Genomic DNA, 26,054 nt, shown 5'->3' on the forward strand with positions numbered 1-26,054 from the left:
ATATGAAACCTTTATACGATTTACAACAAGAACTTAACCGCCTGTTTATAGCAGGAAGTAAGTTTGCTAAAAATGACCCTCGCTTGCAGAAGTACATTCCTATACTGAAAAAATTGGGAGAAAAGGCTCCTGTATTTAATAAATTAGCCCAAGAAGTAGAAGCATTGCTACAAGTTGAAAGCCAGCAATCTGCCGAAAAGCTATTAAATGTTTCCACTTTGCTCTATTCGGTACTCTATACACAAGGCGTTACTATACAAGCAGAAGCTACCAAAGCCTTACAAGAACCCAATGTATCTATAGCCGATGTGAATACAACCTATTCGTATTTACAACTGAAACCTGTATTGCAAGCTCTTACCCAGAGTAACTCAGGACGTTTAGAAGTACTTAAAGATGCTTTTGAACGTGGTATATTTAAAGATTCTCGTACCTTTGGTTATTTGAGCTATGCCTTGGCTGATAAGTATACTGAACTCGCCGATTATGTACTCCAAACTATTATTCCCACTTGTGGTCAAGCGATGCTCCCTTTCCTGCTATCGGATTTTCGTTTAGAGGATAAGACTGAAAACGTACGCCGTTTGCGATTATTATACCAGCTAAAGTATGCCCAGATGGATAGCCTAACGGATAAGATATTCGATGAGAGTTTACCTAACCTACAAGCTGAAGCCATTAGCATAATAGCTGAGAGGAAAGATACACAAACAGAAGACTTTATTATGAGCCTTACAAGTGACAAGAATAAGCTGGTACGGGAGGCTTCCTATAAGGCATTAGCAATATTGGGGACACAACGTAGCATTGATAAGTTACTTGCACTTTATGAAACTAATAAAGCAAAAGGGAATGCAAAAGCTTTGGCTGAAGCTATTTCTTTATTAGCAATACCTTCACATTATCAACCTTTTCTTAAAAAGGTATACGAGCAATTTAACATACTACTTTCAATAGAAAAAACAGATAACAATGCAACAGTAACCAATGCTTTTGAACGTTTTGCTATTGATTTGGATATTTTGGAGAATAAGGATTGTAATGAAGTATATGAGTTTTTATCTGAATTACTACAATCTCAGAAATTCAATACTCTTCGGAGGAATCTATTTAAGAATACTTATGACCCCATACCTATGAAAATAGTGGGTATTCTCAATAGCTTTGAAGCTGATAAGGTAGTGGCATTCTATGATAAGCATAAGCAATATCTCACTTTTAACAGTGGTTATAATGATTTGTGGATAAACTTTTTTTGGAGAGCTTTCAATAATGAAAATTTTAGTAAGGAACAACTATTTGAAACATTTAGCACTACACTTGGAAAATCACTTGCAACAGGAAGTATGTTAGAAGCATTTAGTGGAACTAATGGTTATTATACTTATACAGTTCGTAAATGTTCAGAGGTGAGAGTAGATAGAATAGACCCTCGTTGGATACCTGTGTTTTATTCATTCCTCCGTAGTCTTAAAAAGCTCCATAACAATTATGCATTAAATACTTTTATTATACTCGATGCCTTAGAAAAAGATGGAAAATCATTAGATGAATGGCTTTTGAAAGCACTCTCAGAAACTTTTTCAGAAGACACCATATGGTTGTATCACCTTATTTTAAAACGAAACTTACCCAATAAGTATGAGCTTGTTTATCACTCATTAGAAAAAATAAAGGCTGGAAATGCTTATTATTTTCTGTATAACCTTTCTGACACAGATTTTTGGAAGCAGTTTCCTAAGGAATACGCACAGAAGTTCAGAATTTTGGCTGAGAAAAATAAGTTAAAGATATTTAAAGAAATAGCAGAAGAGATAGAAAGAGGATAACAAAAAGGGTGTGACAAAAGTATAAATGAATGGTTAATGATTAATAGTGAATTAGTAAGATTTGTACAAAGCTTATAGGATAGACGGTGCGAACCACATAGGCAGGTGCGAGTCGCACAGGCAGATAAACAATTAACGAAGAAAAGACGAAGAAAAGACGAACAAAAGACGAACAAAAGACGAACAAAAGACGAACAAAAGACGAACAAATGACGAACAAATGACGAACAAATGACGAACAAATGACGAACAAATGACGAACAAATGACGAACAAATGACGAACAAATGACGAACAAATGACGAACAAATGACGAACAAATGACGGTGCGAGCCACACGGGCAGATAAACAAATGACGAACAATAAATATATCTAAGATCAACTTAGACCCTATCTAAGATGAAATTTAGTTATTATTTTAGTTATATATAATTTTCTTTAATTGAAAAGTTGTATCTTTGCTAAAACTTTAAATGAAATGAGAACACTCTTTTTACTTGCTTCAACACTCCTTTTTTTCACGGTTGAAGCGCAACACCCTAATATAGTAGTTTTTATAGTAGATGATATGGGATGGGAAGACACTTCTTTGCCTTTTTGGAGTGAACGTGTTCCTAATAACGATATTTATCACACGCCTAATATGGAGCGATTGGCTTCGCGAGGAGTGCAGCTTACGCAAGGTTATGCGGCGTCAATTTGTTCGCCCAGCAGAGTGAGTTTACTTACCGGTAGCAATGCGGCGCGCCACCGTGTTACTAACTGGACGTTGCACTACAATACCCCTACCGATGTGGAAGATACCGTGCTCACACCACCCGATTGGAATGTGAATGGTATTTCACCCATACCTAATGTGCCTTACGCTTATTATGCTAAAACGCTTCCTCAGTTATTAAAAGAAGCTGGCTATTACACTATTTGCATAGGAAAAGCACACTTTGGGGCAACTCAAACCTTAGGGGCTAATCCGTTGAATTTAGGATTTGAGAAGAATATTGCAGGACACGCGGGAGGAGGACCTGCAAGCTATTCAGGGCTTACTAATTTTGGCAATCGTACCGATGGACAACCTTCGTCGGCTTTTGCGATTCCTGACCTCGAAAAATATTGGGGGAAAGATATTTCGGTAACTGAAGCACTTACGTTAGAAGCACTTGAAACATTAGATAACCGACCTAAAGACCGTCCGTTTTTTCTCTACCTCTCACATTACGCAGTGCATATTCCTATTGAGGAAGATAAGCGTTTCAGTGCTAAATATCAGCATTTAAACCCTATTGAAGCCCGTTATGCCTCGATGATAGAAGCTATGGACAAGAGTTTGGGCGATGTGTTGGATTATCTCAAAGCACATCAGTTAGAAAATGATACTTTTATTTTGTTTCTATCGGACAACGGAGGGCTGAGTGCCGTAGGTCGTGGTGGAAAGCCCAATACACATAACTATCCGCTACAAGCAGGTAAAGGCTCGGCTTATGAAGGAGGTGTGCGTATTCCTATGATAGCCTCTTGGCAAGGGCAACTACCCACGAATAAGCGCACGGAGCAACCTGTAATTATAGAAGATGTATTTCCGACGCTTTTGGAAGTGGCGAAGATAAGAGACTATAAAGTACCTCAAAAGGTAGATGGGAAAAGTTTTTTGACAACCTTAAAAGGTAAAAGAGTAGGAGAGGAGCACCGTTGCTTTTATTGGCATTGTCCTAACAATTGGTATACAGTAGAAGGCTATGGTTATGGAGCTTCGAGTGCTATAAGGCAAGGCGATTGGAAATTAGTATATATGCACAAAACGGGTGAAAAACAGTTGTTCAATATTAAAGAAGATATAAGCGAAGCTCATAACTTAATTAAGCAGTACCCTCGTAAGACAAAGCAACTCACAAAAAAATTGCGCCATTACCTCAAAGAAGTAAAGGCGCAGATGCCTATGAATAAAGAGACAGGGAAAATAGTTCCCTTACCTTAATCTTCGTCCTCTAAACCGAGTTCTCTCGCTGATATTTCACGCATTTCTACCTTGCGTATTTTACCCGAGATAGTCATCGGGAACTCTTCTACAAATTTCCAATAACGAGGCACTTTGTAATGAGCAATACGCCCTTTGCAGAAGTCGTGGAGTTCTTCTTCGGTGAGGGTAACCCCTTCTTTAGGCTTAATCCAAGCCATAACTTCTTCACCGTATTTTTTGCTAGGGACACCAATTACTTGCGCGTCCATTACTCCTTTATAGGTATAGAGGAAGTCTTCTATTTCTTTAGGAGAGATATTCTCACCTCCGCGAATAATCAAATCTTTAATGCGACCTGAGATATGAATATAGCCATCCTCGTCCATCATAGCCAAATCGCCAGAGTGCATCCAGCGTTGTTCGTCTATCACCTGCTGTGTAGCCTGCGGACTGTTCCAATACTTCAACATTACTGAATAGCCACGGGTGCATAGCTCACCGTTCTCACCTCGTTTGACGATAGCTTTGGTCTCAGGATTGATAATCTTAATCTCTAAGTGGTCGTGAATAGTTCCTACCGAGTAGATTTGTTTCTCGAAAGGTGCTCCTATTTTAGTTTGTGTAGAGACAGGTGAAGTTTCTGTCATACCGTAGCAAATAGTTATTTCGTGCATATTCATTTGCTCTTTTACACGTTTCATAATTTCAGGAGGACACAAAGCACCTGCCATTACTCCTGTACGCAGACTTGATAAATCATAAGGTTGTTTGTCTAATACATACAGTTCTGAGATGAACATCGTAGGCACACCATAAAGCGAAGTACATTTTTCTTTCTCTACAGCTTCGAGTGTTTTAGTAGCATCGAAACTGTCATTAGGGATTACCATTGTAGCCCCGTGAACTGTACAAGCGAGATTTCCAATAACCATTCCGAAACAGTGGTAAAAAGGTACAGGAATACACACTCTGTCTTTTTCGGTATAATTCATTCGGATACCGATAAAATAACCGTTATTGAGGATATTGTGGTGAGAAAGTGTAACACCTTTGGGGTTGCCCGTAGTTCCTGAAGTATATTGTATATTTACGGGGTCATCAAACTGCACTTTCTCTTCAAAAGAAAGTAGTTTCTCGTCGGTAACTTTTTCACCGTGTGCTAAGAAATGTTGCCAGCTCTCTCCCCAATACACTTCTTTACGCAAAGTTTCAGTAAACTCACGCGCATCGTCTATCATTTTTTTATAATTACTACTTTTAAACTGAGGGGCAGCGAAGATATATGATATCCCTGATTGATTGATTACATAAATCAACTCGCTGGTACGATAAGCAGGATTGATATTCACCATTATCGCTCCTATTTTGGCGGTAGCATACTGCAAGAGCGTCCACTCATAGCAATTAGGCGACCAAATACCTACCCTATCGCCTTGTTTCACACCTAAGGCGATAAGCCCTTTGGCTACAGTCGTTACTTGTGCATAAAACTCGGCGTAAGTAACTCGATAGTCCTGGTGTACGGATATAAGCGCTTCCTTATTAGGGTATTTTTCCACTGTTTTACGAAGATTCTGGTCGATAGTCTCCCCTATAAGAGAGATATTGGAAGCTCCGTAAGTGTAAGCTAAGTTTTTATTCATAAGGATTATTTTAAGTTATTCTTTTGTTATTTCAGTAAGTCAGGTCGTTTGGCTTTGGTATGTTCATAAGCCATATTTTCCCGCCATTGTTCTATTTTAGGAGTATTGCCACTGGTAAGGATTTCGGGTACTTCCCACCCCTTGTAGTTAGCAGGACGTGTATAGACTGGTGGAGCCAACAAATTGTCTTGAAACGAATCGGTAAGGGCTGAGGTTTCATCGGAGAGGACACCAGGGATAAGGCGAATAATTGCATCGCAGAGTACAGCAGCTCCTAATTCCCCACCTGAAAGCACATAGTCACCTATGGATATTTCTTTGGTGATAAAGTGGTCGCGTACGCGTTGGTCTACCCCTTTAAAGTGCCCACACAAGATGATAAGATTTTTAGCCAACGACAGTTGGTTAGCCATCTTTTGTTGCAGTGTATCACCATCAGGGGTGAGGAATATCACCTCGTCATAATCTCTTTCAGCTTTGAGAGCTGAAATACACTTATCGATAGGCTCTATCATCAGCACCATACCTGCTCCTCCACCAAACTGATAGTCATCTACTTGTCGGTAAGCATTATTGGCATAGTCGTGCAAGTTGTGGAAATATACTTCTACTAATTGTTTATCAATCGCACGCTTTATAATGGAGTAGCCAAAAGGACTCTCCATTAGTTCAGGAATAACCGATATAATATCAATATGCATCAGTCTAACGATGTTTGTTTATTTCGTCTTGCAACTGGCGACGCACTTTCTGTTCGCGTTCAATAGCTGCTTTGCGATAGCTCTCGTATTCCTCTTGTAATTCTGATAATTGATGAAGAGACTTTCTTGTAACAATATTTCCGTTAGAGTATTTGTAAATATATAGCACTAATAGAACTCCTAAAGCAATAATAATTCCCCACATAATGGTATTGTATAAGCCTTTGGATAGTAAAGCTCCAAACAGATTCATACTATCTTTCTCATTGCGGGTCTGGTCTAAGGTAGTTTGTAAAGAGGCTATATTATCATTTAGTGTCTTGATAGTTTCTTCGTGAGTTTTTACTTTTCCCTTTTCAGCTGCGAGGCGTGATTTTATATTATTCACACTATCTGCCATACTGCGTTGAAAGCTGGCAAGCTTAACTTTGTCAAACATTTTGTAGTTTTGCCAAGACCCTGCTCTGTCTATCATACGTTGGAACTGTTCGGGTAGGCTGGTAGGCTTTGGTTCTTCAGGTTGTACTTCCACAGTAGTTGAAGCAGTTTTCTGTGAACTAAATGAAGTTGTTGTCGCATCTTGTGCTTTAATTGATACACCAGAAAAGGCACTAAGTGCCATCATTATTATTAGTTTTTTCATATAACTTATATTTTAAATTAATAATTGAGGTTACAGTGTTTTCATTATCTTCGTAAAATCGTCTACAATGGTGGCTCCTTTGTCCTGGTTGTACCATTTTTGTAGTTCTTCTTTGAATTCAGGGGTGAGTTTACCATTCTTAGCCTTCTCTTCTTCTACCATTTTAGTAGCTACTGACGGACGAGAGCCCCAATGTGCTAATACCTTATCTTCTAAGTCTAAAAACACTACTACAGGAATGGCTTTGCCTCCATTGGTAAGAAAAAGATTCATCAGCTCTTCATTCTCATCTCTAAAAACAAGTTTCATAGTGATTTTAGGGTTGAGAGTCGCTATTTTATGTACTACGGGTACAATTTGAGCCGCATCAGCACACCAACTTTCGGTAATCACTAATAAACAAACGCTCTTAGGGTAGTTTGCAAAGAATTGAGCCTTATCTTCAGGTATTTCTATGGTCTTATCTAAGCGTTTGTAGCGTTTCTGGTTTAAAGCAGTGTAATATATGCGTTCTTCGGTTTGTTCTTTTCCGCTCGATTTTCCTTCTGTTGCATACTTGTCTATCAGGTTGCGATAGGTCTCGTAAGAAACAGCTTTTAGAAGGCTATTGCGAATGATTTGTGTTGTATCCATATTCAATTAATTAACAATTAAAAGGTAAGGCACGAGCTACAAGCTCGCACCTGCTTTTGTAATTTAAGAAGCTATTTGCAAAGCTGATTTGTTCAGTTTTTCCTCAGCGTATTCTTTGGTTATTGTCAGTTCTTTTACGCCTGAATTAGGAAGCTCAAACATCGCATCAGTGAGTATATTCTCGCATAGCGAACGCAAACCACGTGCGCCGAGTTTATATTCTAAGGCTTTCTCAACGATAAAGTCGAGTGCTTCTTCTGTTATATCAAATTTAATGCCATCCATCTCAAAGAGTTTTTTATACTGTTTGATAATGGCATTCTTAGGTTCGGTAAGAATCATACGCAAAGTGTGTTTATCTAATGGATTCATATAGGTAAGCACCGGCAAACGACCTATAATCTCGGGTATCAAACCGAAGTCTTTTAGGTCTTTGGGTATGATGTATTGCACCAAGTTTTTCCTATCTACTTGTGTATTTTTAGACGAATTGTAACCCACCGCTTGCATATTCAGGCGTTTAGAAATAACACGCTCAATGCCGTCAAAAGCTCCTCCGGCAATAAACAAGATGTGTTCGGTGTTTACTTCTATATACTTCTGATCGGGGTGCTTGCGTCCGCCCTTGGGAGGTACGTTCACCACAGAGCCTTCGAGGAGTTTTAGCAGTGCTTGTTGTACCCCTTCGCCCGATACGTCACGAGTGATAGAAGGATTGTCGCTCTTGCGAGCAATCTTGTCGATTTCGTCTATGAACACGATGCCTCTTTCAGCTTTTTCCACATCGTAGTCAGCAGCTTGTAACAGGCGTGAGAGAATACTCTCCACATCTTCACCTACATAGCCTGCCTCAGTGAGTACTGTCGCGTCTACAATGGCAATAGGCACATTTAGCATCTTAGCAATGGTGCGTGCTACTAAGGTTTTACCTGTACCCGTTTCGCCTACCATTATCACGTTACTCTTTTGTATTTCCACTTCATCGTCGGCATCGGGTTGTTGCAAACGCTTGTAGTGATTGTATACCGCCACCGAGAGTATTTTTTTAGTAAAGTCCTGACCTATTACATACTGGTCAAGGAATTTTTTAATCTCTTGTGGAGTTTTCAAGGTCATATCACCCGATACTACAGACTTCCCTTTTTGAGCTTTAGTACCGAATGCCTCTTCTATAATGATATTAGCTTGTTCAACGCAATAGTTACATATATTACCAGCCATACCGCGAATTAGCATCTCGGTTTCGGGTTCTGCACGACCGCAGAATGAACAATATTCTACTTCTTTTTTAGCCATTATTTTCTTTCTAACACTTCGTCTATCATACCATACTCTTTAGCTTCGCGTGCTATCATCCAGTAGTCGCGTTCTGAGTCTTTATACACTTTAGCAAAAGGTTGCTTAGAGTGCTTGGCAATGATTTCGTATAGTTCGTTTTTGAGTTTCAACATTTCTTTTAGATTTATTTCCATATCGCTGGCTACCCCTTGTGCACCTCCCGAAGGTTGGTGAATCATTACACGAGAGTGTGGCAATGCCGAGCGTTTGCCCTCAGTTCCAGCACATAGCAATACGGCAGCCATCGAAGCAGCAATACCGGTACAGATAGTAGCCACATCAGGTTTTATAAACTGCATCGTATCGTAAATACCTAAGCCGGCATACACGCTACCCCCTGGCGAATTGATATAGATTTGAATATCTTTAGCGCTATCCACACTTTCCAAGAAAAGTAGTTGAGCAGTTACAATATTCGCTACTTGGTCATTTACATCGGTGCCCAAGAAGATGATTCTATCCATCATCAAGCGCGAAAATACGTCCATTTGGGCTACATTCAGCTGGCGTTCCTCCATAATGTAAGGGGTCATACTGCCGATAATCTTATCGTAGTAAAGACTATTTACACCGTGCTGTTTAGTAGCATATTTTTTAAATTCGTCTGATAAATTCACTTTTTTAATGATTAATTGTTAATATTTAAAGGTTATCTTTTTAGGAAGTATGGTTAGATAATGATTAACATACTTCTTCAAAATATCAAACTTTGTCAAAGTGTAGCTGTTTTTACCTTTTATCTCTTACTTTTTACCTAAAAAGGGTAGTCCAAAATTGCCAAAGTAAGATACAGAAAAGGTATTTATCATTAGCAATTTTGGACTGGTTTTTTATGTTTTTTGTGAAGTTCTATTCAGGGAAAGCTAACTTTACAAATTCATCGAAAGTAACTTTCTTTACATCAGTATTTACATTTTCTTTGTAGAACTCAATGAGTTTCTTAAATACCAATTGTTGCTGAATGCGTTGTACTTCTTCTCTGTTTTGCAATACACGGTCTACAATGCCGTCTACATAACTATCGTCATCGGTAGGCATACCGTATTGAGATAACTGTGCTTTGATATAAGTGCGCGCAAAGTCTTTTAACTCTTCAAATTTAGGGTGCAAGTTATTATCTTCCATTACCTTGCCTTCGATAAGCTGATAACGCAATCCTTTTTCTGAATGCTCGTATTCTTTTTCCGCTTCTTCCTCAGTAAGTTCTTTTTCACCAGCGGTGCGCAACCATTTTTTAAGGAAAGCAACAGGGAGGTCAAACTGAGTATTGTCTACCAAATAATCGGTAACAGTGTTTAAGAAATGCTGGTCGGCTTGCTCATTGTATTGTTGTTGAGCACCTTCTCTTATCTTGTTGCGCAATTGCTCTTCGGTGGTAACAGAACCATCAGGGAAGAGTTTATTAAACAATTCTTGGTTTAAAGCAGCTTTTTCGCGTTCATTCACTTCTTCCAGCGTAAAAGTAACTTCTACATCTAAGTGATGAGCTTCGTCGTGCGATACTTTTAGGTAGTGCATTAAGCTGTGTGCATCTTTGAACAACCCTTTAGTTTGCAACTGAAATTGGTCACCTATCTTTTTGCCTACAAACTCTTTGCGAACAGCATTGCTGAGTTCTTCTAAGGTGAAAGTAGCTTGAGAGTCAATACCTTTTTCCTCGTTAAAGAAAGTACCAGTTACTTCAAGACTGTCATCATCTATTACTTCGCCTTTGGCAACGAGTTTACCAAATTGTTTCTGAATGCGTTCTATTTGTTTGTCGATTTGGTCATCAGTAACGGTAATTTCGTAGCGAACGATTCCTTTTTTAGGTTGCAAGTTTACTTCGATAGCAGGAGCTAAGCCTATTTCAAACTCAAAAGTAAAGTCATCGGCATCTAAGTCGATGTCTTTTTTCTCTTTGGGGAGTGGGTTACCTAAAATATTGAGTTTTTCATCGCCTATGTATTTGTATAACGAGTCTTGTAACACTCGGTTGATTTCGTCAAACTTCACAGCTTTTCCATACTGTCTTTTAATCATACCAGCAGGTACGTGACCCTTTCTAAATCCAGGAATAGAAGCAGTTTTTCTGTAATCGTTTAGTACTTTCTCTACTTTATCGGCGTAGTCGTTTTTTTCAATAGCTATCTTAATGACAGCATTCAAAGCATCTACTTGCTCTCTGTTTATATTCATTTTTTAAAAAATATTAATCCAAATTTTTCAGTTTGCAAAAGTAGTACATTTTTTTTATATAGCAAAACTTTATGCTAATTCTTATATTTTAAAAGCATTAATTTTACTTTTTTCTTCACCCTAAATTTTTAATCATTTTCATCTCACAATATTCTTTGCGTTGCTACATTCCTCAGAGAGGAAGTTTGCACCAGCTCAGTATGTGAATAGGGAGAGGTTTCTTTTACCTTATCTTCATTCATTGTTCGTCATTTGTTCATCTGCCCTTGCGACTCGCACCTTCTTTTCTTCGTCTTTTCTTTATCTGCCTGTGCGGCTCGCACCGTCATTTGTTCGTCTTTTGTTCGTCTTTTATTCGTCTTTTATTCGTCTTTTGTTCGTCTTTTGTTCGTCTTTTGTTCGTCTTTTGTTCGTCTTTTGTTCGTCTTTTGTTCGTCTTTTGTTCGTTAATTGTTTATCTACTCTTGTAGCTCGCACCGTCTTTTGTTTTCCTTAGGCTTGATTCAGTTTCGCTCTATCTTCAAATAAGTTTTGTCTTTCAGACTGATAGTCTTTACCAATTTTTTTTTAAGGCTTGTCCCCCTTCGGGGGTTCGGGGGCTTCTCACTAGTCTTTTCATTATCTGCTCTTGTGGCTCGCACCGTCTTTTTATTACCCGTACATAGTGCTATGATTGCCTGTCGTGCTACGACTGCTCATACGACTCGCACTGTGGTATTAACAGTGCATTTGCTAATTATCTAATTATTTACTATCTTTGTCCCATTGTTAATGATTAATTATTCAATTATGGATTATATGACTCCGCAGTGGATTAAATATCCTGAACTTTCTGAATTTACGATGGGCTGGCGTATGGGCTATGGCGAAGAGTACCGTTACCATTTTTGGGATTGGTACGACACGCTTACATCTAAACAGCAACAAGAGTATCAAAAGCTTTTTCCTTATCCTGTTTTTTGGCATCACAACAATTGGAAAATGATTAATAATGACGGTAAATTATCTCAAGATATTGTTGATAATGAAGAGGATTATTACTTTGGAAGTATTTCCTTTTGGCAACCTAAGGGAATGTGTAAATATTCCAAAGAAACCTTTCTTAACTCTCCTAAAAAACTCAAGTTTCTCTTCTTTTGGAAACCTAATGCCGATACCATAGATGAATCCTGTTTTTCACAATGGCAACTTTCGCCTTTTAATGTAAATGCCGATGAATATTCGTGTACTGAGCAGTATATGATGGCTGAAAAAGCACGTTTGTTTGACGATGAAGAAATAGAAAAGGAAATAATGAATACTACCGATCCTAAGCTGATGAAAGCTTTAGGTAGAAAGGTGCGCAATTTCGACCCTGCCGTATGGGATAAGGTGAAATACAGTATTGTACTTAATGGCAATTACTATAAATTTACCCAAAACCAAGCAATGATGGATTTTCTTTTATCTACGGGTGATAAGATATTAGTAGAAGCCAGTCCGTTAGACACCATTTGGGGCATTGGTTTAGGTAAAGATAACGAAAAAGCGTTCAACATCGCTTCGTGGCGTGGTAAGAATCTCTTGGGGTTTGCCCTAATGGAAGTACGAGATGAACTGCGCAAACTTTATAAGAACGCACACTTGTTGCTGTAGTATGTAAAGACCAATCACTAAAAGAACTTCTCATTGACGATTTTTAAGTTTTACTTTGTCAATTGAGTAGTATTTTATATTTTTGCCCCAAAATACATCAAAGATGCTTATCATAGGAATTACAGGAGGAACAGGTTGTGGTAAAACAACTGTTGTTAATCAAATTATTAAAGAACTCTCAGGCGAGGAAGTTACCGTTATTTCACAAGATTCTTACTATAAAGATTTGAGTTATCTTAGCTTTTCTGACCGCACCAAAATCAATTTTGATCATCCCAACTCTATCGATTTTGATTTGCTTAAAGAACATTTATTAGCATTAAGAGAAGGAAAAGATATTCAAAGTCCTACTTATTCATTCGTAGAACACAACCGTACTAACGAAACCATTTTAGTTAAACCTACCAAAGTAGTAATTGTAGAAGGTATTCTTATCTTTGCACACCCCGATATCCGTGAGCTTTTTGATATTAAAATATTTGTACACGCCGATTCTGATGAACGACTTATACGTCGTATCAAACGCGATACAACCGAGAGAGGTCGTGATGTGAATGAAGTACTCAATCGCTATCAAACCACCTTAAAACCTATGCATTTAGAGTTTATTGAACCTGCTAAAGAATTCGCCGATATCATTATTCCTAATAATAAGCGGAATAAAGTAGCTATTGATATCATTAAAACAATAGTGCATAACCGTATATTTCAAAAATAATGAAAAAGTTACTTGAATATCTATCTTTATTGAAGGGCTATAAACTATATCTCGCCATATTATTCTTTTTTATAATATGGATGACTTTCTTTGATGCTAATTCTATATTAACTCACCACGAACTCAATAAAGAAAGAGAAAAACTCAATAAGCAAAAACAGTTCCTTAAAAGGGAGATTGAAAAAGATAAAAAAGAACTTCAATCTCTTTACACCGAAGAAGGTAAAGAGAAGTTAGGACGTGAAATATACTATCTCAAACACGACGACGAAGAAGTGTTTATCATCGAATACGATAGCATTAATTAAAACAATAAACTAACTTTTTTTTGAATTAGCTATGAACAAACGATATGAGAATATTAGCAAGATGAACGACATTCTTGCTAAATTAGAAAATACTCTTACCAAAGCTCAAGAAGTATTGGAAGAATGGAAAGCAATCCAACCTGAGTATGACCAGTTGGTAGCTTATTACGATAGTAAACAGTGGCGCCAAGACTATTTTGATAGCAACGATGGTAAAATACCTGACGAAGTACCGCAATGGGTACTTACACAAGATGCTATTTTTGATGCTATTGGCACTCAGTTTTATTTAGCTGATGAATATCGCACTTTATTGGATAAAATTAAAGCAAAAGAAATGAATCCTTAGGAAATCACCGTTTATACTTTTGTAAACTCTTAAAGTTTTTACTAAATCATATGAATAAAGAAACCTTGCGACAACTGTGGGAAACACTACCTCCTAATAATTTAATGCGTGATTGGCAAATGGAAATTGCTGAAATTACTGAAAGTACTATTACTCTTAGTATGCCAGTTACCGAACGTGTTACTCAGATAGACGGGGTTCTTCACGGAGGGGCTACACTTGCGCTGGCAGAAACAGCAGGGAGTTTAGGAGCTTATTTGCTCTATCGAGAAGAAGGAGAGCAGATACGAGGTATAGAACTAAGTGCTAATCACGTGCGAGCAGGTAGGGTAGGAGATACACTCTATGCTAAGGCAATATGTGTGAATGCAGGTAGAACGCTCCAGTTATGGGAAATAAAAGTAACAAATCAAGACGAAAAGCTTATCTCTTACTGCAAATTTACCACTATACGAATTAATTACTAACTGTTAATCATTGAAAAATGGCTGAGTTTATAAAACTATATAATGAAAATCCCAATGAAAAAGATATAAGTAGGGTAGTAGAAGTCCTTCGTCGTGGAGGATTGATTATTTATCCTACCGACACAGTTTACGGATTGGGCTGTGATATTACTAACACTAAAGCTCTTGAAAAGATTGCTCGTATCAAAGGAGTAAAGCTCGAAAAAGCAAACTTCTCTTTTGTATGTTCTGATTTAAAGAACCTATCAGATTACGTAAAACAAATAGATACAAGTACTTTTAAGTTGTTGAAACGTACGTTACCTGGTCCTTATACTTTCATTATGCAAGGTAATAATAATTTACCTAAAGATTTTAAGAAGAAAAAAACAGTGGGTATTCGTGTCCCCGATAATTTAATAGCTCGTACAATTGTAGAGAAATTAGGGAACCCTATTGTATCTACCTCTATTTATGATGAAGATGATGTGATAGAATATACCACCGATCCAGAACTTATTTTCGAAAAATGGCAAAACAAAGTAGATTTGGTGATTGACGGCGGTTATGGCGATAATGTAGCTTCCACAGTTATAGACCTTTCAGGAGATGCTCCTAAAGTATTGCGTGAAGGCAAAGGAGACATATCGATTATTTAATATTAGCCGTTAGTGGTTAGAAACTAACGACTAACGGCTAATATAGCTTTTTAGTGCCTCTACATATCGCTCAAAAGCTAAAAGACCTTCTTTGGTGAGCTGAACTTCGGTATTGGGGTAGTTGTCTTTAAAAGATTTTTTAACAGTGATATAACCAGCAGTCTCTAACTTCTGGATTTGCACAGAAATATTACCAGAGGTAGCCTTGGTTATTTCCTTAATACGAGCAAAATCAGCCTTTTCTTCTGAAACCAATAGAGAGACGATAGCCAAACGAAGCTGTGAGTGCAAAATAGGGTCTAAATCAGCGAACATTACTTCTCTTTTTATAGTCTAAATGGAATTGAATACCAGGTATTAAGAATAATAAGGCTGCTAATACTACGCATAGCAAAGGCAAATAGATTTCATAACTAAAAGGCACAAATATACCTGCATAAATTAACAACAAAGCTACTAACGATGTTGCTATCCAGAGTTTCATTTTCATTTGTAATGCCATTGCTAAAGCTACAAAAGCAAAAGGCAGATAAATGACCAAAATAGCTATTTGAAATTTTCCAAAAGGGCTCAAAGGTACTAAAAAAGCAAAAATTGCATTAATGCCTGCAACTGCCCATGTCCAATCTAACCAATCGACGTAGTTTTTTGTGTAGCAACTTTCTTTTCTTTGTATTTGATAATGAAGTTCACCACAAAGCCAAGAGGCATTAATATCAACCATACAAATCCTGATTGTTTGGGATAATAGTTGGTGATAAGCATCGCAAACTGCAGTACGCCTGCAAGCATAATAAGCACACTCCAAAAGATAAGGAAGAAACCGTTCTCTTCGTACTTTTGTTTTCGTTGATTGATGACAGACTGAATGATTTTCAAGCTGTCGGATACTTGTAAGTCCATAATGTTAAAATGTTTAATGTTATAAATTCGCTGCAAATATAAGTTAGTTTATAATATAAACCAAATTTTTAGCAATTATTTTTATATCATAAGATATGTTTTTTTATATAAACCTGTAATTCAATTAATTATAGAAGTTTAATTTTACAGTTTACAAGTGAGTGCGAGCCAAAATTTGTTTACTTGGTATTGTTTTTATATTTTTGCACTTATAATAATGAGAATCTTTAATGATTTCATTTACCATTCATTTTTTACTTTTCACTAAACTATGGCTGACGATAAAAAGATAATCTTTTCGATGAATAAGGTAAGCAAAACCTATTCATCTACTAATAAACAGGTTCTCAAAGATATTTACCTAAGTTTCTTCTATGGAGCCAAAATCGGTATTTTAGGGCTTAATGGCTCTGGTAAATCCTCTCTGCTAAAAATTATTGCAGGAATAGATAAAAACTATCAAGGAGAAGTAGTATTTGCTCCTAATTATACCGTAGGCTATCTCGAACAAGAACCTCATCTTGATGATGATAAAACTGTTATTGAAGTAGTACGCGAAGGAGTAGCCGAAACTGTAAAGCTCTTAGAGGAATTCAATCATATCAACAACCTTTTTGGGCTCGAGGAAAACTATTCTGACCCCGATAAGATGCAAAAGCTGATGGATAAGCAAGCCGAGTTACAAGATAAGATAGATGCCTTGAATGCTTGGGAACTCGACAATCAGTTAGAAGTAGCGATGGAAGCCCTCCGTACCCCTGAACCCGATACGCCTATCAAAGTGCTTTCGGGAGGAGAACGCCGTAGGGTAGCACTCTGCCGTCTGCTCTTGCAACAACCCGATGTTTTGTTACTCGACGAGCCAACTAACCACCTCGATGCAGAATCGGTATTGTGGTTAGAACAGCATCTGCAACAATATGCAGGTACAGTCATAGCCGTTACCCACGACCGTTATTTTTTAGACAATGTAGCGGGTTGGATATTAGAGCTCGATCGTGGAGAAGGTATTCCTTGGAAGGGTAACTACTCCTCTTGGCTCGACCAAAAAGCTAAACGTTTGGCTCAAGAACAGAAAACTGAAAACAAACGTCAAAAAGTATTGGAGCGTGAGCTCGAATGGGTACGTCAAGGAGCTAAAGGACGTCAAGCCAAACAAAAAGCACGTTTGCAGAATTATGACCGTCTGCTCAATGAAGACCAAAAACAATTAGAAGAAAAGTTGGAAATATATATTCCCAACGGACCTCGTTTAGGAACTAATGTAATAGAAGCACGTCACGTAGCCAAAGCTTTTGGTGATAAACTACTCTATGATGATTTAAACTTTGTGCTTCCTCAAGCAGGAATAGTAGGAGTGATAGGTCCTAATGGAGCAGGTAAATCTACTATCTTCCGTATGATAATGGGTGAAGAACAGCCCGATAGTGGTGAGTTTCTGGTAGGTGACACGGTGAAGATAGCTTATGTAGACCAAACTCACAAACAAATAGACCCCGAGAAGTCTATATGGGAGAACTTTTCTGGTGGGCAAGACCTCATTATGATGGGGGGTAGACAAGTGAACTCTCGTGCTTATCTCAGTAGATTTAACTTTGGTGGTAGCGAACAAAATAAAAAAGTAGCCACTCTTTCAGGAGGAGAACGCAACCGTTTACACTTGGCAATGACTCTTAAAGAAGAGGGTAACGTATTACTGTTAGACGAGCCTACCAACGATTTAGACGTAAATACTCTTCGCGCCTTAGAAGAAGGTTTAGAGAACTTTGCAGGTTGTGCAGTAGTGATTTCACACGACCGTTGGTTTTTAGACCGTATTTGTACTCATATTTTAGCTTTTGAAGGTGACTCACAAGTGTATTTCTTTGAAGGTAGCTTTTCAGAGTATGAAGAGAATAAGAAAAAACGACTTGGCAAAGAAGTAACACCTACTCGTATTAAGTATAAGAAATTAGTACGGTAAGAATAATAAATATGAAAACTTTTTGATAAATATTTATTGTTTTTCCAATTAGATTTTGTACTTTTGTGCCAAAATAAAAAAATAGTATGAAGTCTTTTTTACCAACTATGTTTTATTACGGGTTTCCTGTAGTACTTCTTACTACTACCGATAAAGATGGAAACGCCGATGTAACGCCTATTTCAAGCACCTTTACTTTAGGTGTGAATGCTGTGATAGCGCTTGTAAAACTAAACAAGGCTTATCATAATGTGATGGAAGTGCCCGAGGTAGTTTTTAACCTCCCTACGGCAGCTATGTGGGAAAAAGTAGAGGCAATTGCCCCTTATACCGCTCAAAACCCTGTGCCCCCTCAAAAAATGGGTAAATACACTTATACTGACGACAAGTTTAGTATTGGAGGATTTACTCAATTACCTTCAGAAAAAGTACGCCCTCCGCGTATTGCCGAATGTCCTATTCAGGCAGAAGCTAAAGTGAAAAACGTGAATGACCGCGATGCTTATGTACTTGTAGAATTGGAATTTGTGCAAGTACACGCTGAAGACCATTTGGTAATGGAAGGTAATAAAATCAATCCACTAGAGTGGGAACCACTTATCTATAATTTTAAACATTATTACGGATTGGGAGAACACAAAGGTTTGAATTTCAGTATTAAGTAATGGCTTATCTAAGATAAGAAAAAAGAAAGCTTTGCTAAAAACTCTTACAAGGTTTAGCAAAGCTTTTTTTATATTTTTTGTTGTTAATTGCTAATTATTTTTTACCTTTGCTTCATTAAACAAAAACATTATACAAGATGATGAGAAAAACAGTAAAAACCGCACTGTTGTTTTCGTCGGCAGCACTCATCGTTGCTTGTGGCGAAAATAACAAAAAATCAGAAAATGCAATGACAGACAAAAATGCAGACAAGGGGATTGCTCTTGCTGAAATGGACACTACGGTGCGTCCGCAAGATGATTTCTACAATTATGTGAACGGCACTTGGGCTAAAACTGCCAAAATACCAGCCGATAAACCTACGTGGGGCTCTTTCCATATCCTACGCGAGAAAACCGATGAGAATTGCTTGCTCATCTTGGATAACCTCCTCAAGGAAAACTTTGCTCAAGGTACTGAAGGTCAGAAAATAAAAGACCTCTACGAATCGTTTATCGATTGGAAAAAGCGTGATGCCGAAGGGCTTAAACCTATTGAAGGTTATTTGAATAAGATTGAGGCTATTAAAAACCTCACAGACCTTCAAAAGTATTTGGAAGAGGTAACTCGCGAGGGTGAAAACCCTATCTGTGCTTGGGGGGTATATGCCGATATGAAGGATTCTAATATGAATACTGTGTATCTCGGCAACTTTAGCATCGGTATGGGCCGCGATTACTATCAAAAAGACAACAAGGAGAATACTGAGGCTTTACAAAAGTATCAAGATTATGTAAAGGCTATCTTTAAAGTTCTTAAAGACGACAAAGCTGCTGAAAAAGCTAAACAAATGGTAGATTTTGAACGCTCGGTAGCCAAATTGATGCTCACCAATGAGGAAGATCGCAATCCTAACCTTAGCTACAACCCTCAAACAATGGCTGAGCTCAGCAAGTTGGTGAAGAACCTCAATCTACCTCAGTTTCTTAAAAACGTAGGGGTGAACACTGATAAAGTAGTTGTTTCTGAAATTCGTTTGTACAAACAATACGATAAGTTTATCAACGAAAAGAACTTGCCTCTTATCAAAGATTACCTCAAATATCAATTAGTAGCCGATAATGCGAGCAACCTTACCAAAGAACTCGATGAGCTTTCTTTTAACTTCTACAACAAGGAGTTGCAAGGACAACAAGAACAACGTCCAATGAACAAACGCGCTCTAAGTGTGATCAATGGTATTTTGGGTGAAGCTTTTGGTAAATTGTATGTAGAAAAGTATTTTCCACCTAAAGCTAAAGAAGAAATGGTTACTTTGGTAGATTATCTCAAAAAGAGCTTTGCACAACACATTAAAGATGTAACTTGGATGTCAGATGCTACTAAGGAAAAGGCTTTGGCTAAACTCAATAAATTTACTGTGAAGGTAGGTTACCCTGATAAGTGGGAAGATTACTCTAAACTAACCATTGAACCGGCTGCTAAAACGGTGTATTTTGCTAACTTGCAACGCGTGAGTGAATGGGCTTACCAAAAAAGTTTGGAAAAAGTAGGCAAGCCTGTAGATAAAACTAAATGGGGTATGTCGCCTCAAACAGTGAATGCGTATTACAATCCATTGTATAATGAAATCGTTTTCCCTGCGGCTATCTTACAACCTCCTTTCTTCAATTTCGAAGCCGACCCTGCGGTGAACTTCGGTGGTATTGGTGCTGTAATAGGTCACGAAATGACACACGGATTTGACGATAGTGGCGCTGAATTTGACGGCGATGGTAATCTAAAAAATTGGTGGACTCCTGAAGATAAAAAGAACTTTGAGAACGCTACCAAAGCCCTTGCTAAACAATACGACCAATACGAACCTGTAAAAGGTGTATTTGTAAATGGTACTTTCACCAGTGGTGAAAACATAGCCGACCTCGGTGGGGTGAACATCGCTTTTGATGCTTTGCAAATGTACTTAAAAGATAAAGGTAATGTAGGTAAAATAAGCAATTTCACTCAAGAACAACGTTTCTTTATCTCTTGGGGTACCGTATGGCGTACGCTTTCGACTGATAAATACCTTACAAACCAAGTAAAAACCGACCCTCATAGCCCAGGATATTTCCGTTCATTCGGTCCGCTTGTGAATGTAGACGCTTGGTATAAAGCCTTTGATGTAAAAGAAGGTGATAAACTCTATAAAAAACCTGAAGACCGCATCAAAATTTGGTAGGTGAGCACCGCACTGATAGTAACACCTACTAATCCGTGCATTGCAACACTCTGCCCTGTAACATACAAATTCTTGATGTGAGTTTGTGGCATAAAAACGCTTTCCATTATATGGTTAGCGTTTTTTTTGTAGCCGTACAATGCTCCCATAGGGCTTCCTATATAATCGCGGTAAGTAAGCGGTGTAGAAGTGTAGTAATGAGCAATAGCAGTTTTGAGTGTAGGAAATTGTTGAGCAACTACATCTAATAAATCCATAGCACGCTGACTTTTGAAAACTTCATACTGGTTGCCTCTATGATTACCCTCGGTGTTGGTCGTGAAACTATCTTGCCAGCGTTGCAGTTCATCAGTGTTCATATAGGTAAGGATAGTAACATTATCAGTATACTCCCTGCTGTCCTTTGGTGGATTCATAGAGAGCATATACGAAATCGGGAAGTTGTTAGTAGGGTAATTAGTAGCGTGGTAAACGCTATTGTTATCCTTAAACCAATACACATTATAGGGCAAGTAACGAAAAGCATTTGGCTTGAGTACCAAATGCAATGAAAAGGCAGCAACCGTAGGTTGTAAGCCCTGCACGCGTTTACAAAAAGAAGGCTTAAAAGGCTTTTTGCCTGTGATGTTGAGTAGTTGCTTTACATCTATAGCCGAGATGATTTGTTTTGCAACAAACTGCTCTCCTTGCTTGGTGAGTACTGTGTTGATAGTATTCCCCTCACTGTATTCAAAGCCTATGACCTTCCTTTGGTTGAAAAGGTCAGCACCGTATTGGCGCAATTTTTCAATGAGTAAGTTGGTGATTTGGCTACCCCCTTGTGTGAGTCGCCAAGCGCTTTCTATATATGAATTAACCGATAGTGCGTGCACGTATAAAGGTGTCTGCTCATCAGCGCCTCCATAGAGAAAGTTAGAGCCTAAGAGCACTGCTTTGAGTCGGTCGTTAGTAGTGATACCGTTGAGGAAATCTAAGAGGTTTAAGGAAAGTGTATGCACATCGTAATCGGCTACGGCTTGTTTATGGCGGTAGAGTGGAAACTTATCGCAAATAGATTGCATTGTGTGAGCGTACGCTTCTAAGGCTTTCTTTTCATTAGGAAAATAGGCGAGGAGTTGTTGCACAAAGTTCTCATAACCTTGAGCGTGAGGATACATCACGTTAGGTGTATCGCCAAAACAAATACGGTCGTAGCCGTTTATATCAAGGCGTTCTACCGAAAGATGATTGGCAATACCTACATCTTTAAAATACTCGTATAACACCTGACCTTCAGCAAGACTTCCTATGTAATGCACTCCTGTATCAAACAGCGTATTATTGCGCACAAAAGTTTGCAGGTTACCCCCATACTGCTCATTTTTCTCCAATATACACACTTTCTTTCCTGCTTTAGCCAAGAGCAAAGCCGAAAAGAGCCCCGAGAGTCCGCTACCTATCACCAAAACATCGTATTGCTTCATTGTCTATATTCCAAAACTCGTCAAAAACTTATCGATATACAGCTGTTTTTCTTTTGATTTATACTGTTGGATAAAGCGAGGATGCTCTAATACTACCATTTCACCAAATAAAGTAGCTTCTTTATTCAATTTTTGTAAGAAAGTAGCGTTCTTTTTGCCTAATACGAACACCTTTTGAGTATCTACTCCTAAGGCGATATGCTTTTTTAAAGTTTCTATCATATAATCCTTTAATGATTTGAAGAGTGCTTCTTCATCGTAATAATTAGCATTGAGCCATTTGCCGTCCGAGGCTTTTCGCACAATAGCCAAAGGGAAAGGAGAATTGATATAAAAATCATTGTAGAACTTAGTGACTCCACCGTATGCTTTTATCATATCATACATAAAAACCGATGATACTTCGTGTGTATGTGCCGACTTCATTGTAATGCCACACTCGCTTTCTAATCGCTTGGTATCAGTAAAAGGAACGCCTGTAACTCCTGCCCCGTGTCGGCTGGGATTGATGCCTATAATGAATTTCCGCTGACGGTTATCGTTGTAGAATTTGTGATAAAAAGCACGCATTACCTCCATAGTTTCAGGGTTATCCATATAAGGATTCAGCACATCAAAATCCTTAGGCAAGGATTGGTTGTACTCTAAATGTGTGTTGAAGTTGATAATTCTATCGGCAAAAGTATTCATTAGGCTTGTTTTTTGAATTTTACTGCTACCCAGTTGTTGCGTTCTAAGTTCTCGATGTATTGCAAACCGTATGCTTCCGCTTTTTCGCGGATAAGAGGTATATCTTCCTTGTAAAAACCACTGAGCAAGAGAGCCCCTCCTGTTTTGAGAGCTGGTACATACTGCGGTATATCGTTTAAGAGAATATTACGGTTGATATTCGCAATAATAAGGTCGAAGTCTTTTTCATTAACCAGTGAAGAAGCATCTCCCAACTGTACTTTGATGTGCTTACAACCATTGCGTTCTACGTTTTCAATGGAGTTCTCTACACACCATTCGTCTACATCAATGGCGAGTACCTCACTCGCCCCGCGTTTGCTTGCCATAATAGCGAGTACGCTTGTGCCACAACCCATATCGAGCACCTTTTTGCCTTTGAGTTCTTCCTTTAAAAGGAATTGCAACATCATATAAGTAGTTTCGTGATGACCAGTACCGAAACTCATCTTAGGGTCGATAACAATTTCATAAGGGGTATGTGCTTCGGGGTGGAAGGTAGCACGCACGGTACACTCATCGTCTACGGTGATAGGCTCGAAGTGTTTTTCCCATTCCTCATTCCAATTCACCTGTTCAATAGTTTGATGTGTGTAGGTAATTTGGAACTCCTCGCTGTGAAGTATCTGTATATCAGAGAGTATATTAGCATTCCAAAAAGGTTCTTGTATATAAGCCTGCAAACCGGTTTCGGTATCTACAAAGCTCTCGAAGCCTACTTCGGCGAGTTCGGCAACTAATATTTCAGAAGCAACCCCCATAGGGGCAATGGTAAAAGTGTATTCTATGTAATTCATTAAATATAATTGATTATCAGTATTATCTATTAAAGTGGAGTACTGATTAGAAAACTGAGAAAAAAATGTTAAAATATATAAAAACCGTGCATTTTCTTCAAAAAAATTGATTAAAACACTTCTTTATCTTTATTACTATGAAAAATATTAAATATTTATTAATCAGTTAAATAAGAATTGCAGCTACTCTGCTGTTTAGATGGTGTTAGAGCGAAGCTAAGACGAAGGAAAGACGAACCTAAGACGAAGGTAAGGCGAAGCTAACGTCTTATTAAGCTGTATTTCAATTGGTAAAAACTTCAATTTTCGACATTGAGGAAAAAATGTTAAAATTGCCGATATGCCAAAAAAAATGCAATATTTATTAAAGTTTTAATGTCAGAGGGCAAAAGTAGTAAAAAAATAGGGAAGACCAAGAATTATGGTTGAAAAATATTTATTGTGCGTTGCAATTTGTTAATTCTTTCGTATCTTTGCACCCTAAAATAATTGCATACAATGTTTCACAAGGAAGGTTTTAAGATTATTCTCATTACGCTATTTGCCGTGATAGGTATATCGCTTATAGCGCATTATTTTGTTGATATACTGTGGCTTAAAAAGCTTATACAGATAGTAGCTTTTTTATTTTTGATAGCTATATTGCAGTTCTTTAGAAATCCTAAACGCATTACGCCTAAAAATGACCAGCATATTATCGCTCCCGTAGACGGTAAGGTGGTGGTGATAGAAGAAGTGTTTGAGAAAGAATATTTTAAAGATAAACGTTTGCAGGTATCGATTTTTATGTCGCCTGTGAATGTGCACGTAACTCGTTATGCTTTAGGTGGAAAGGTTACTTATAGCGAGTATCACCCGGGAAAGTATTTGGTGGCGTGGCACCCTAAGGCTTCGGAAGAGAATGAACGTACTACCATAGTGGTAGATAACCCTGTGTTCGGTGAAGTGTTATACCGACAAATAGCGGGAGCATTGGCTAAACGCATTGTGAATTATGCCAAAGTCGGTGAAACAGTGGTACAAGGCGAAGATGCTGGATTTATCAAATTCGGGTCGCGTGTAGACGTGTATTTGCCTTTGGGGACGAAAATAAATGTACAACTCAATCAGACCGTAAAAGGAGGAATTGATGTGATTGCCGAAAAATAAAGGATAAGATGCAGAGATTCTTATTGTTAATAGCATTAAGTTTTAGTGGATATGCTACAGCTCAAATAGATAGTTTGGTGCATACTACTGTTGATACCTTACTCGTTCGTACCAAAGATACGCTTACCATAGTAGCTGTTGGCGATGTGATGATAGGCTCGGGTTTTCCTGCTGGTTATTTGCCTAAGGACGATGCGGTGAACAGTTTTAAATACGTAAAACCCTATCTGAAAGGTGATATTGTGTTCGGAAATTTAGAAGGAGCGATACTCGATAGTGGCGATTCGGAGAAGTGCAAGAGTGGCGATTTGGAGAAGTGCAAGGATACAGAAGAGAGTCCTTGCTATGTTTTCCGTATGCCCAACCGCTATGGGAAAATCATTAAGGAAGCAGGTTTTAACCTGATGAGTACCGCTAATAATCACGCCAATGACTTTGGTGAAAAAGGACGGCGTAATACGGCTAAAATACTTGATAAGGTAGGTATATACCACGCAGGGCCAGTAGAAAAAAAGTCGGTTGTATTTGAGAAAGAAGGTATAAAGTACGGTTTTTGTGCTTTTTCACCCAATAGCAATATGCTATCGATAAACAACATAGAGCAAGCTACCAATTTGGTAAAGGAATTGCGCCCACAGGCAGATATCCTCATTGTTTCTTTCCACGGAGGCGCTGAAGGCTCTAAAAATACACGTGTGCCGAGAGCTGATGAGTTTTTCTTCGGTGAAAATAGGGGGAATGTGTATAAGTTTGCGCACTCGGTAATAGACGCAGGTGCTGATATTGTATTGGGGCACGGGCCTCACGTTACCCGCGCGGTGGAAGTGTACAATAGGAAGTTTATCGCTTATAGTATGGGAAATTTCAATACTTATGGGCATTTTAATCTGCAAGGAGTTAATGGTATTGCTCCTTTGCTTGATATTAAGATTGACCGCAAAGGCAATTTTCTTTATGCCAATGTGATTTCAGTGAAACAGTCGAAAGTGAAAGGATTAAAACTCGATAATGATTGCAAGGTGTTTAACGAGATGAAACGCCTTACTCATCTTGACTTTCCTGAGACACCTTTACACTTTGTGAATAACCAAATTTTGATTAAAACAACAGAACAGACAGATAACAAACTAATAACTAATAACTAAAATAA

The 26,054-nt window shown here is 38.2% G+C and carries 25 protein-coding genes and 1 pseudogene; 13 read left to right on the plus strand and 13 right to left on the minus strand.

Translation table 11 applies throughout. The annotated features are described in order from the left end of the window. Nucleotides 1-2: 2 nt before the first annotated feature. Entirely contained in the window at nucleotides 3-1,829 is a 1,827-nt protein-coding gene (locus tag HW278_RS11435) for a HEAT repeat domain-containing protein (protein ID WP_178977896.1), read from the plus strand. Between the two features lie 478 nt (nucleotides 1,830-2,307). After that, entirely contained in the window at nucleotides 2,308-3,801 is a 1,494-nt protein-coding gene (locus tag HW278_RS11440; RefSeq protein WP_178977897.1) for a sulfatase, read from the plus strand. On the opposite strand, the gene HW278_RS11445 is transcribed toward HW278_RS11440, so the two are convergent. The 8 genes from HW278_RS11445 to HW278_RS12775 all read right to left on the minus strand — a co-directional run bounded on the left by HW278_RS11445 (nucleotide 3,798) and on the right by HW278_RS12775 (nucleotide 11,396). Then, nucleotides 3,798-5,426 (minus strand): AMP-binding protein, encoded by a 1,629-nt coding sequence (locus HW278_RS11445; protein ID WP_178977898.1) that lies wholly within the window; start codon nucleotides 5,424-5,426, stop codon nucleotides 3,798-3,800. The two genes, HW278_RS11440 and HW278_RS11445, sit on opposite strands and share 4 nt — an antisense overlap. Before the next feature lie 26 nt (nucleotides 5,427-5,452). After that, a complete protein-coding gene (gene trmD, locus HW278_RS11450; protein WP_048747434.1) occupies nucleotides 5,453-6,127 on the minus strand; it encodes a tRNA (guanosine(37)-N1)-methyltransferase TrmD in 675 nt (224 codons plus the stop codon). Between the two features lie 4 nt (nucleotides 6,128-6,131). Next, complete coding sequence (locus tag HW278_RS11455; protein ID WP_002672221.1) at nucleotides 6,132-6,770, minus strand: hypothetical protein; 639 nt, start codon at nucleotides 6,768-6,770, stop codon at nucleotides 6,132-6,134. A gap of 30 nt (nucleotides 6,771-6,800) precedes the next feature. Then, the gene (locus tag HW278_RS11460) at nucleotides 6,801-7,403 is read right to left on the minus strand and encodes a thioredoxin family protein (protein WP_178958806.1); all 603 of its coding nucleotides are present in this window, start codon (nucleotides 7,401-7,403) and stop codon (nucleotides 6,801-6,803) included. Between the two features lie 63 nt (nucleotides 7,404-7,466). After that, nucleotides 7,467-8,699: an ATP-dependent Clp protease ATP-binding subunit ClpX gene (gene clpX / locus HW278_RS11465; RefSeq protein WP_178958805.1), complete on the minus strand. Its 1,233-nt coding sequence runs from the start codon at nucleotides 8,697-8,699 to the stop codon at nucleotides 7,467-7,469. Continuing rightward, on the minus strand, nucleotides 8,699-9,358 hold the full coding sequence (gene clpP / locus HW278_RS11470) for an ATP-dependent Clp endopeptidase proteolytic subunit ClpP (protein ID WP_016479514.1): 660 nt from the start codon (nucleotides 9,356-9,358) through the stop codon (nucleotides 8,699-8,701). Before clpP ends, clpX begins: the two co-directional genes overlap by 1 nt. Nucleotides 9,359-9,590: 232 nt before the next feature. Then, on the minus strand, nucleotides 9,591-10,919 hold the full coding sequence (tig, locus tag HW278_RS11475) for a trigger factor (protein WP_009751461.1): 1,329 nt from the start codon (nucleotides 10,917-10,919) through the stop codon (nucleotides 9,591-9,593). A gap of 351 nt (nucleotides 10,920-11,270) precedes the next feature. Continuing rightward, nucleotides 11,271-11,396, minus strand: a complete 126-nt coding sequence (locus tag HW278_RS12775) for a hypothetical protein (RefSeq protein WP_255493641.1) — start codon at nucleotides 11,394-11,396, stop codon at nucleotides 11,271-11,273. Nucleotides 11,397-11,708: 312 nt separating this feature from the next. Between HW278_RS12775 and HW278_RS11480 the strand changes: the two genes are divergently transcribed. The 6 genes from HW278_RS11480 (at nucleotide 11,709) to HW278_RS11505 (ending at nucleotide 15,034) form a co-directional block, all read left to right on the plus strand. Then, the gene (locus HW278_RS11480) at nucleotides 11,709-12,554 is read left to right on the plus strand and encodes an NADAR family protein (protein ID WP_178977899.1); all 846 of its coding nucleotides are present in this window, start codon (nucleotides 11,709-11,711) and stop codon (nucleotides 12,552-12,554) included. A 103-nt stretch (nucleotides 12,555-12,657) separates the two neighbouring features. Then, entirely contained in the window at nucleotides 12,658-13,272 is a 615-nt protein-coding gene (gene udk / locus HW278_RS11485; protein ID WP_002672209.1) for a uridine kinase, read from the plus strand. Then, complete coding sequence (locus tag HW278_RS11490) at nucleotides 13,272-13,580, plus strand: septum formation initiator family protein (protein WP_002672207.1); 309 nt, start codon at nucleotides 13,272-13,274, stop codon at nucleotides 13,578-13,580. Before udk ends, HW278_RS11490 begins: the two co-directional genes overlap by 1 nt. Nucleotides 13,581-13,611: 31 nt before the next feature. Continuing rightward, nucleotides 13,612-13,929 carry a DUF4298 domain-containing protein gene (locus HW278_RS11495; protein WP_002672205.1) on the plus strand — a complete coding sequence of 106 codons (318 nt, stop codon included), beginning with the start codon at nucleotides 13,612-13,614 and terminating at the stop codon, nucleotides 13,927-13,929. 50 nt (nucleotides 13,930-13,979) lie between these two features. Next, complete coding sequence (locus tag HW278_RS11500; RefSeq protein WP_009750555.1) at nucleotides 13,980-14,396, plus strand: PaaI family thioesterase; 417 nt, start codon at nucleotides 13,980-13,982, stop codon at nucleotides 14,394-14,396. A 17-nt stretch (nucleotides 14,397-14,413) separates the two neighbouring features. Beyond that, nucleotides 14,414-15,034 (plus strand): L-threonylcarbamoyladenylate synthase, encoded by a 621-nt coding sequence (locus HW278_RS11505; RefSeq protein ID WP_178977900.1) that lies wholly within the window; start codon nucleotides 14,414-14,416, stop codon nucleotides 15,032-15,034. A 30-nt stretch (nucleotides 15,035-15,064) separates the two neighbouring features. Here HW278_RS11505 and HW278_RS11510 read toward each other — a convergent pair whose 3' ends face one another. Then, the gene (locus HW278_RS11510; RefSeq protein WP_009419679.1) at nucleotides 15,065-15,349 is read right to left on the minus strand and encodes a winged helix-turn-helix domain-containing protein; all 285 of its coding nucleotides are present in this window, start codon (nucleotides 15,347-15,349) and stop codon (nucleotides 15,065-15,067) included. Next, nucleotides 15,339-15,937 (minus strand): annotated as a pseudogene (locus HW278_RS11515) (hypothetical protein). The gene HW278_RS11510 and the pseudogene HW278_RS11515 overlap by 11 nt, the downstream one beginning before the upstream one ends. A gap of 271 nt (nucleotides 15,938-16,208) precedes the next feature. Here HW278_RS11515 and ettA point away from each other — a divergent pair. From ettA to HW278_RS11530, 3 genes are all read left to right on the plus strand, one after another. After that, complete coding sequence (ettA, locus tag HW278_RS11520) at nucleotides 16,209-17,900, plus strand: energy-dependent translational throttle protein EttA (RefSeq protein WP_106095354.1); 1,692 nt, start codon at nucleotides 16,209-16,211, stop codon at nucleotides 17,898-17,900. Nucleotides 17,901-17,986: 86 nt separating this feature from the next. Continuing rightward, the gene (locus HW278_RS11525; RefSeq protein ID WP_041546842.1) at nucleotides 17,987-18,565 is read left to right on the plus strand and encodes a flavin reductase family protein; all 579 of its coding nucleotides are present in this window, start codon (nucleotides 17,987-17,989) and stop codon (nucleotides 18,563-18,565) included. 137 nt (nucleotides 18,566-18,702) lie between these two features. Beyond that, a complete protein-coding gene (locus HW278_RS11530; protein ID WP_178977901.1) occupies nucleotides 18,703-20,766 on the plus strand; it encodes a M13 family metallopeptidase in 2,064 nt (687 codons plus the stop codon). Here the strand turns inward: HW278_RS11530 and HW278_RS11535 are convergent. From HW278_RS11535 to prmA, 3 genes are read right to left on the minus strand one after another with little or no spacing between them, the layout of a single operon-like run. Further along, nucleotides 20,730-22,229 carry a phytoene desaturase family protein gene (locus tag HW278_RS11535; RefSeq protein WP_178977902.1) on the minus strand — a complete coding sequence of 500 codons (1,500 nt, stop codon included), beginning with the start codon at nucleotides 22,227-22,229 and terminating at the stop codon, nucleotides 20,730-20,732. The two genes, HW278_RS11530 and HW278_RS11535, sit on opposite strands and share 37 nt — an antisense overlap. A 3-nt stretch (nucleotides 22,230-22,232) precedes the next feature. Continuing rightward, the gene (locus HW278_RS11540; RefSeq protein WP_053580656.1) at nucleotides 22,233-22,919 is read right to left on the minus strand and encodes an SMUG2 DNA glycosylase family protein; all 687 of its coding nucleotides are present in this window, start codon (nucleotides 22,917-22,919) and stop codon (nucleotides 22,233-22,235) included. Next, entirely contained in the window at nucleotides 22,919-23,755 is an 837-nt protein-coding gene (gene prmA, locus HW278_RS11545; RefSeq protein WP_178977903.1) for a 50S ribosomal protein L11 methyltransferase, read from the minus strand. The genes HW278_RS11540 and prmA overlap by 1 nt, the downstream gene beginning before the upstream one ends. 498 nt (nucleotides 23,756-24,253) lie before the next feature. Here prmA and HW278_RS11550 point away from each other — a divergent pair, with 498 nt between their 5' ends. Together HW278_RS11550 and HW278_RS11555 are read left to right on the plus strand one after the other, a co-directional pair. Continuing rightward, nucleotides 24,254-24,904 (plus strand): phosphatidylserine decarboxylase family protein, encoded by a 651-nt coding sequence (locus HW278_RS11550; RefSeq protein WP_178977904.1) that lies wholly within the window; start codon nucleotides 24,254-24,256, stop codon nucleotides 24,902-24,904. 8 nt (nucleotides 24,905-24,912) lie between these two features. Then, entirely contained in the window at nucleotides 24,913-26,049 is a 1,137-nt protein-coding gene (locus HW278_RS11555) for a CapA family protein (protein WP_178977905.1), read from the plus strand. Nucleotides 26,050-26,054 lie beyond the last annotated feature (5 nt).

The organism is Capnocytophaga sp. oral taxon 902, from assembly GCF_013394735.1.
In the GTDB taxonomy this organism is placed as follows: Bacteria; Bacteroidota; Bacteroidia; order Flavobacteriales; family Flavobacteriaceae; genus Capnocytophaga; species Capnocytophaga ochracea.